The organism is Terribacillus sp. AE2B 122, assembly GCF_902497585.1.
Taxonomy (GTDB): domain Bacteria; phylum Bacillota; class Bacilli; order Bacillales; family Amphibacillaceae; genus Terribacillus; species Terribacillus saccharophilus_A.
In genome coordinates this window covers 1-7,643 of record NZ_LR700954.1, presented here as the reverse complement: position 1 = coordinate 7,643, position 7,643 = coordinate 1, and the positions used below count along the sequence as shown (strand labels likewise).

The 7,643-nt window shown below is 39.5% G+C and carries 6 protein-coding genes and 2 pseudogenes; 3 read left to right on the top strand and 5 right to left on the bottom strand.

Annotated elements, in window-relative coordinates; translation table 11 throughout:
* Positions 1 to 213: 213 nt before the first annotated feature.
* From AE2B122_RS19550 to AE2B122_RS18645, 4 genes and pseudogenes are all read right to left on the bottom strand, one after another.
* Positions 214 to 633 (bottom strand): annotated as a pseudogene (locus AE2B122_RS19550) (glucan endo-1,6-beta-glucosidase); the annotation flags it as partial.
* A 39-nt stretch (positions 634 to 672) separates the two neighbouring features.
* Positions 673 to 2,067 (bottom strand): annotated as a pseudogene (locus tag AE2B122_RS18655) (glycoside hydrolase family 30 beta sandwich domain-containing protein); the annotation flags it as partial.
* 331 nt (positions 2,068 to 2,398) lie between these two features.
* The gene (locus tag AE2B122_RS18650) at positions 2,399 to 3,286 is read right to left on the bottom strand and encodes a TIGR01777 family oxidoreductase (protein ID WP_175074997.1); all 888 of its coding nucleotides are present in this window, start codon (positions 3,284 to 3,286) and stop codon (positions 2,399 to 2,401) included.
* A gap of 15 nt (positions 3,287 to 3,301) precedes the next feature.
* Positions 3,302 to 3,739: an immunoglobulin-like domain-containing protein gene (locus AE2B122_RS18645; protein WP_175074996.1), complete on the bottom strand. Its 438-nt coding sequence runs from the start codon at positions 3,737 to 3,739 to the stop codon at positions 3,302 to 3,304.
* A 188-nt stretch (positions 3,740 to 3,927) separates the two neighbouring features.
* On the opposite strand from AE2B122_RS18645, the gene AE2B122_RS18640 reads away from it, so the two are divergent.
* From AE2B122_RS18640 to AE2B122_RS18630, 3 genes are all read left to right on the top strand, one after another.
* On the top strand, positions 3,928 to 4,989 hold the full coding sequence (locus tag AE2B122_RS18640; RefSeq protein ID WP_175074995.1) for a YeeE/YedE family protein: 1,062 nt from the start codon (positions 3,928 to 3,930) through the stop codon (positions 4,987 to 4,989).
* A gap of 14 nt (positions 4,990 to 5,003) precedes the next feature.
* Positions 5,004 to 5,228 carry a sulfurtransferase TusA family protein gene (locus tag AE2B122_RS18635; RefSeq protein ID WP_175074994.1) on the top strand — a complete coding sequence of 75 codons (225 nt, stop codon included), beginning with the start codon at positions 5,004 to 5,006 and terminating at the stop codon, positions 5,226 to 5,228.
* A 158-nt stretch (positions 5,229 to 5,386) separates the two neighbouring features.
* Positions 5,387 to 6,139, top strand: coding sequence for a PAS domain S-box protein (locus AE2B122_RS18630; protein ID WP_175074993.1), 753 nt, complete (start codon positions 5,387 to 5,389; stop codon positions 6,137 to 6,139).
* Between the two features lie 103 nt (positions 6,140 to 6,242).
* Here AE2B122_RS18630 and AE2B122_RS18625 read toward each other — a convergent pair whose 3' ends face one another.
* Positions 6,243 to 7,508: an erythromycin esterase family protein gene (locus tag AE2B122_RS18625; RefSeq protein ID WP_175074992.1), complete on the bottom strand. Its 1,266-nt coding sequence runs from the start codon at positions 7,506 to 7,508 to the stop codon at positions 6,243 to 6,245.
* Between the last annotated feature and the right edge of the window lie 135 nt (positions 7,509 to 7,643).

Sequence of the window (7,643 nt, the reverse complement as noted above, 5' to 3'; positions counted from 1 at the left end):
CACGGCCTCAGCCTCCTCGTGGAAAGTTCACCACTGCGGGGTCTTCAGCTCGTGCTGTTCCCGAAGGAGTCTCCGTGTTCTGCCTACGCTAGGTTGGGTAACTAATCAAAAAAGACCGAACTTATGCAAATTTTCTTATGAAGATTTACGATATAGTTCGGTTTTTTATATGGCTAAACACTTTTGTCCCAGCCTCTTTAATGGATTACTTGTTTATTTCAGTTGTTTTAGTTCAAATCTGTCAAATGCAGCCCAGTTACCAGCATTAGCATCAGAACATACTCCAACTTCAACCTGTCCGTTGGTAATCTGAATATCATCGATTTTGTACTTTGTATAACTTGTCACTGGGCTTGAGCCTATTTCAGTTATTTTTTTAGCTCCACCGTAATCATTTGCATAGAAGTGCAGTTTATTCTGACCCCCGCCTGAGCGAACCCAAACGCTTGCCTCATAGGTGCCATCCGGTACGTTTGTAATCCTTTGTGCGCTTTGCTGCTGATAAGCATCCGAGTGCCAGTGTGTAAGTTTGTAAATGCCAGTAAAAGGTTCATCTGCATCTGCTTTATGTGCTGAAACACCATTATTTCTTCCCGTCCACTGATCTAACGTTCCTGTTTCAAAGCTGCCGTTTTCGATCAGATTATCGTTTTCCTGTTGCGAAGGACGCGGCCATTCATAGGTCCCTACTGTTCCTGCTGGCAGTGTAGCAGCAAATTGCTTTCCTTCTGATACAACTCTGAACTTTTGAGCTTTGTCTGTCTGATTGATAACCACTGTTACGATGGAATTGTCGGGATTTAAAAAAGAAACATTTGTAACGGAATCACGAGATCCGTAGTTACTGTCAATCCGCTTCGCACCACGATCAACAAACTTTGAGTAATTACCAGTCATATAATAGATTGGTATCTTCCAGTACTTATTTACGTTTTTTGCATTCTGAATTATCATTGTTGGATCAGGAGTACCGATCCAATGGTGGGTGCTGATGTTACTATCCAGCATCGTCACCCATGCATTATAGCTAGCTGCACCATTTCTAAAATATTGCGCAATCCGATCTGCTCCAGCAGTCCCCCAGACAGACCTTTCAGTAAGATGAATGGATTTATCCGAATAAGCACGACTAATATCTCCCATTAATTTAGGGTCACCGGCATAATCGTGAAATGCGATTCCATCTATCGATGCATCTGCCTCTTCGTCTTCGAAAACGGTTGTAACGTAATCCCAAGCTTCAGTGAAGTTATGATCAAATGTCCATAGTTTTGTATCTAAATGATGGGTATCGAGTTGATTTCGAAGTAAAGTCGCCAGTTCTCTTTGCTGTTCCGGTGGCATATACATACTCGGATAATCGATCTCCAGCAGCGGTTCATTTTGCATTGTCATCGCATAGATTGGAATTCCCTGTGCTTCGTATGATTGGACGAATTTCCGATAATAAGCTGCAAGTACTTCTGTATTCTTTTCTTCTAACCGCCCGCCAATTAAGCTGTTATTCGTTTTCATCCAAGCTGGGGGACTCCAAGGAGAGGCAAATATTTTGATGTCTGGATTTATCTTTAATGCTTCCTTTAGGGTAGAAACGATATTTAAATCAATATCACGCTGAATCGAAAACTCGCTTAAATCATAATCTGTCTCTGTGATAGGAATATCATTATAGGTATAAAATGCATCTTGTGCAGTAAAATCCGAGGTTCCAATCGTGATCCGAATAACATCCATTCCAATTCCTTTTTTTGGATCAAACAGCTCTTTCAGCACTTGTTTTCGCTTTCCTGAAGCCATTTTTGACAAGTTATAAATAGAAGATTCCTCTAAAGAAGTACCAACTCCAAGCATCTCCTGATACTGATTGTCTGGGTCTACAAAGATTGTTGTCCCGTTGATTTCCTCTTCTTTCGTTATGTTGATAGATTGCTGCTGATCCAGCTTATACGTAATTTCTTTTGGTCCATCGTACCAGCTTCTGTCAGCAGGAGCATTTTCCGAGCTAAACCATACCTTCACTTCTTCTTGCTTAGATTTGGCCTGCTTTAAGCCAGGATTCATCGACATAATAAGAAAAGCAATAAGAACAATGAAAAAAGGTTTCGAAATTCGCTTAAGTAATCGCATTGGCTACATCCTTCCCTTCAATTGGTAGGCATTCACTATACTATTCATCATAAAATAAAGCGCTTACATTTTGTAGGTACCAAGCTCCTGAATTGTTTACTAAGTTATTTAGCATTTAAAAAATAAAAGAACCTCTGTAGAAGTTCTTTTAGGATGTTAGTAAACATTGGTTACATTTCTCTGAATTTCATTTCTAGCGAATTCTGTTCAAGTACAATATCTTTTCATAAGAGGATACATCGTAACCCGAAGTTTTATTCTTGCAGACAATTCATGCATGCAAAATGTCTTGTAACGTATGTTCAAGTGTTTTAAATCTGAAGTTGTAACCTTCACGTTCTAATCGATCAGGAATGACCCAACGGCTTTTCAGTACCAACTCTGTTTCAGTCCGAATGAATATAGACCCTATCTCCAGTATCCATTTCGGTGCAGGTAAGCCAAGTGGAGCATTCATTTCATTTCTCAGTTTATGCATCAATTCTCGGTTTGTAACAGGTTGTGGTGCAGAACAATTAAAAACACCGCTCAGCTCTTTCTTATCTCTCAAGAAGAGTAGAATTTGGAATAAGTCTTCAATATGTATCCAGCTAAACATCTGCTTTCCTGAACCCTGAATGCCACCCAAACCGAAACGCACTAAATTACGGTACGGAGTCATGACTCCGCCGCCTTTACCCAACACAATAGCTATGCGCAAAGCTATTTGTCTTGTTTGAGGCAGTTTATATGAAAAGAATGTATCCTCCCATTTCGTAGCAACATCGACAGAAAAGCCCGCACCTATTTCCCCATCTGCTTCTGTCATCGGACGATCTTCAGCGTGACGATAAATGGTTGCTGTACTGCTATTGATCCAGAGTTCAGGCGGATTACTGCAGGACTCGATAGCTTCACCTAATATTTTTGTGGTTGATATTCTTGAGTTCATAATTTCTTGTTTATTCGTCTCATTGTATCGGCAATTCACAGATTTCCCTGCCAGGTTGATGAGAAGTTCGGCGCCTTCCAATGCTCTTTGAATGGACAATCTATCTTCCCAATGGATATGTTGTTTTTGCCTTGAGATAATGCTGACATCGTATCCTAATTCCTGAAATTTCTTTTGAAAGAATTCCCCGATAAAACCTGTACCTCCAGCTATAACCACTTTTTTCATATACTGACTCCTCTCTTACTTATCAATTTTGAAATCATCATACAATAAAATTCCATCTCCTTCTGAAGACAGAACCTTTATAATGCGGTAATCACCCTTTGGAAAGCTGTAATTATAAGTATCAAAAGAAGCAAAAAAGCTGCTTTCAGAACCAGAATCGACGATTAAGCCATCCGCTTGAAAAGCTATATTGTCTTTTAGCGGTATTTGTAACCATTCTTCTTTTTTCTTATCGTATTTTTCAAGTGCATATTCACGACCAATAGTAATACGATGGTCACTATTGTTTTTTATATGAAATTTAAAACCATCTTCCTGTTTTATACTGTCATCTTCTATATCGAGCACTATATCTTCTGCAGCAGTCATTTCATCGGCATACTTACTGGGCTCCAGCTCTGTCCCACAACCAGCTAAAAAGATCAATAAAAACAGGAACATAATTTTTTTCACCGAACTCCCTCCTCCCATAAGCAAACTTTATCACAGTTACATCTTTACAAAAATACCCAATTAACATAAAACCAATTGCATTAAATCTTGATAATTAATTCAGAATAGGTAAATTTGCGGTTGATTCTGAATTGACTAAACATTAATATAAAACAAATAAGAATACTCGGATTAAGAGAGGTGCTTTCATGCTTCAAATGATTTTAACGGGTTTACTATGCGGGGCGTTGCTTGGATTTGTCATGCAGCGCGGACGTTTTTGTTTAACAGGGGGCTTTCGTGATATGTACTTAGCGAAAGATAATCGCATGTTTTACGCCTTGTTAATCGCAATAGCTATTCAAAGCGTTGGTGTTTATACATTGATCAGTTTAGGAGTATTTGAATTCAATGCAGGTTCACTGCCGATTTTAGCTGTAATTATTGGTTCCTTTATTTTCGGTATCGGCATTATATTTGCTGGCGGCTGTGCAACTGGTACTTGGTATCGTGCCGGAGAAGGATTGATCGGAAGCTGGATTGCATTGGCTGGCTATATGCTTGTAGCTGCAATGATGAAGTCAGGTGTATTGCTTCCATTTGACACAGCTGTAAAAGAGATACAAGTTGAATCTAACTCTATTGCTGTAACATTAGGATTGAATAACTGGATTTTAATTGCTGTTCTTGTTGCCGTTGTCGGATTCATTGTATACCGCACTTTAAGAAAACCGACGGTTAAAATCCCCGGGTTAAAACCGAAAAAAACCGGCCTTGCACATATTCTTTTCGAAAAACGCTGGCATCCATTCGTAACTGCAATTCTTATCGGACTCATTGCCATCCTTGCGTGGCCTTTAAGTGTCGCTACCGGTCGGATTGCTGGATTAGGCATCACAACACCATCCGCTAATATTCTGCAATACTTAGTTACAGGAGAACTAAGTTTCATCAATTGGGGTGTATTCCTCGTACTCGGAATTTTCTTAGGTTCTCTATTTGCAGCAAAAATGAGTGGTGAGTTCAGATTCCGACTTCCTGACCTCAAAACGACTATCAATAGTTTTAGTGGCGGATTAATGATGGGATTCGGAGCTGGTTTAGCTGGCGGCTGCTCTATCGGAAACGGTCTAGTTATGACCGCCATGATGACATGGCAAGGATGGATCTCTTTAGGGTTCATGATGTTAGGCACATGGACTGCGTCATACTTTGTATTTGTACGGCCACGAAAAAAAACCAGTCAAACGGCACAAGCAGCAACTGCTTAAAAGGAGTGTATAGAATGAAAAAAAGATTGGAAGTAATGGGAATGGTTTGTCCCTTCCCGCTAGTAGAAGCAAAAGAAGCGATTAAAGAAATCCAAACAGGCGATGAGCTGGAAGTACAATTTGATTGTACGCAAGGAACTGAATCCATCCCCCGTTGGGCAGCGGAAGCAGGTCATGAAGTGACCGCATATGAGCAATTAGGTGAAGCAGCCTGGACTATTACAATTAAAAAGAAATAAAAGAAGATTGCAGAGAAGCTTCTTGATTCTCTGCAATCTTTTTTCTATAAGTAGAAATGATTAGCAGCTATAATTTTCCTTTGTAAACTCGATGCATATGATACTTGGCTTGTTAACGTATCCAAAGTTCACTATACTTTTACTAGGAGGGGATAAAAATGAGTGAAGACATATCGAAAATTAATTACCGCGAAGTTATTGAATATTCATTGGATCCCTTAATTGTACATACAGATCTAAAGATAATTTATATTAACCATGCTGCTGAGGTCTTTTTTAAAGGAAATCGTGAAGATATCATCGGAGCAAGTCCATTAGATATTTTTCATGAAAGTTCCAAATCAACGATACATAAAAGAATTCAATCAGCATATGCCAAGCCCGCTGAAGTGATTGAGGAATCTGTCTTCAAACTGGACGGTACAACAGCAGATGTTGAATTATACTGTCATCCTGTTTTCATTGAGGATACGAAGGCAATTCAAACATATGTCAGAGATATCTCTGATAAAAAAGAAGCTGAGAGAAAAAACAGGGAAATGATGAACCAAATCAATGAACTTTCAGCTACCCTCGTGCCCCTTTTAAACGGGATAGCCATTTTACCATTAGTTGGTTCAATTAACGAAGAGCGAGCAAGACAGTTATTACAACTGGTTCCTCTTAAGGCAAAGCAGCAGGATGTGCAATGTTTAATTATTGATTTCTCAGGTATATTACAATTGGACAAAGTTGTAACAGATTATCTCTTCAAGATTAATCACGTTCTCTCTTTGCTTGGTATAAAGTCTATCTTTACTGGTATAAGACCAGAGCTTGCGATAGAAGCAGTTGAAATGGATCTTAGCTTGTTATCTTCACCAACAATGTCTACCGTAAAGGATGCTTTAGATTACCTTGGAATACATTGATTTGGAGTTCTTCCTCTTATTCTAATAAAGCAGTTCAGACAAGAAACTTGATTATATTCAAAGAGGAGTCGAAATTATATCGACTCCTCGGAAATATACTGCCTTAAAGCAAAACCCTCTCGACTGCCAAAGGCCTTAAAGCATTCGTTTCATCAATATAGATAAACCCATCATACCGCTGGGCCATATGAGAGGGCACATAATTACCGAACTGTTCAAACTCTGGCCGATACACTACTCCGATAGCTCGATGTCCGATTTTCTGTTGGAATAAATGTTCATTTTCTTTATCGAAAAAGAGCATCTTATCGAATGCTCCAGCTCGATGCATAAGATCTTCCCAGGATCCTCTAACCGCTTTTGGAACAATCTTCACATCATGATTGACTCCCCATTCATCTGCTGCTATTACAGTTCCTTTGTGCGTACCGAATCCTATAACATATACATCCTCAGGAGCATTTTGCTCCCGTATTAGCTCTCCTACATTGACCATACCGTTATGCGCCATATCTGTAGCCCGGGCGTCTCCAACATGTGTGTTATGCTCCCATACAATCGCCTTACCTTTTGATCCATAAAACTTCATTACCTCGTCCAGAGCATGTACCATATGTTTATCTCTTATATTCCATGATTCTTCATCTCGAACAACCATTGCGCGATAATAATGCTCTGCATTATAAGCTACGAGTGCATTTACTTCTAAATTAAGACTTAGCTCTTCTTCACATGGATATTGGTCTTTCTTTTTTTGTATCGTTGCCAAAAGCTTGGCGACTTCTTCAATACAGCCTTCGGAATACAGACCGGCAGATACAGCATATTCCTGGTTGTCCCTGTTAAATGGTTCAAAACAAGTAAATGCTTTCTTTGCGATTTCTACATCGGGTGAGTCAATCTTCGTTAAGTAGGAAATAACTTCTTCCATCGATTCCCAAAGACTGTACATATCTATTCCATAAAAGCCAACCTTTGGCTGGACATCAGGATTCTCGTTATAATCCTTCATCCACTCAATTAAATCGAGAATTTCTTCATTCGCCCACATCCATGTCGGCCATCGATTAAAACTGCTGAGAACTTCCCGAGCAGATTCGCTTACAGTATCATAGCCCTTAATGTATCGGTTTACTGCCTGACAAGCCGGCCAGTCTCCTTCTACTGCTACAAATGTAAATCCTTTCTCGGTGATCAGCTTCTTGGTTATCTCAGCACGTACCGTATAGAACTCTGACGTACCATGCGATGCTTCTCCCAACAAAACAAATTTTGCACTGCCTGCTTTTTCATTGATGATACTTAAATCTGCTTCACCTGTTAACGGAATTGCGTGTTTTTTTATTGCTTGGATGACCTTTAAGTCCATTCAAACCCAACTTTCACTCTAAAGTGTTTAGGTTTAAATTGTGATAAATCAGATAAAAAAATACCTGACGTTGGGACTGACCCCCGTTTTTGAGACAGAGATCAAAACACCTTCAAACAGCCAATTGCCGATATT

Coding starts and splice junctions, on each gene's coding strand:
- AE2B122_RS18650 (WP_175074997.1), bottom strand. CDS start 3,286: ATGAAAAAAGTGGTTATAGCTGGAGGTACAGGTTTTATCGGGGAATTC.
- AE2B122_RS18640 (WP_175074995.1), top strand. CDS start 3,928: ATGCTTCAAATGATTTTAACGGGTTTACTATGCGGGGCGTTGCTTGGA.
- AE2B122_RS18635 (WP_175074994.1), top strand. CDS start 5,004: ATGAAAAAAAGATTGGAAGTAATGGGAATGGTTTGTCCCTTCCCGCTA.
- AE2B122_RS18630 (WP_175074993.1), top strand. CDS start 5,387: ATGAGTGAAGACATATCGAAAATTAATTACCGCGAAGTTATTGAATAT.
- AE2B122_RS18625 (WP_175074992.1), bottom strand. CDS start 7,508: ATGGACTTAAAGGTCATCCAAGCAATAAAAAAACACGCAATTCCGTTA.